Origin of the sequence: Haemophilus sputorum CCUG 13788 (genome assembly GCF_000238795.1) — a bacterium.
Classification (GTDB): domain Bacteria; phylum Pseudomonadota; class Gammaproteobacteria; order Enterobacterales; family Pasteurellaceae; genus Haemophilus_A; species Haemophilus_A sputorum.
The window spans coordinates 1-481 of sequence record NZ_AFNK01000009.1; the positions used below are offsets into that span (position 1 = coordinate 1).

1 pseudogene is annotated in these 481 nt (G+C 55.5%); it reads left to right on the plus strand.

Going from position 1 to position 481, the window contains the following annotated elements:
* A pseudogene (locus HSP_RS0103185) lies at positions 1-481 on the plus strand (SLBB domain-containing protein); the annotation flags it as partial.

Here is a 481-nt window from a genome sequence, read left to right on the forward strand (position 1 = left end):
GCTACATCTTCCTGCGTGGCGAATATATCGAAGCGGCAGTTAATCTGCGCCGTGCCATTGCCGAAGCCACCGAAGCGGGTCTGCTTGGCAAAAACATTATGGGAACAGGTTTCGATTTCGAACTGTTCGTCCATACCGGGGCAGGGCGCTACATCTGCGGGGAAGAAACAGCGTTAATCAACTCCCTGGAAGGACGTCGTGCTAACCCACGCTCGAAGCCACCCTTCCCGGCAACCTCCGGCGCATGGGGTAAACCGACCTGTGTCAACAACGTCGAAACCCTGTGTAACGTTCCGGCGATCCTCGCTAACGGCGTGGAGTGGTATCAGAACATCTCGAAAAGTAAAGATGCTGGCACCAAGCTGATGGGCTTCTCCGGTCGGGTGAAAAATCCGGGACTGTGGGAACTGCCGTTCGGCACCACCGCACGCGAGATCCTCGAAGATTACGCCGGTGGTATGCGTGATGGTCTGAAATTTAA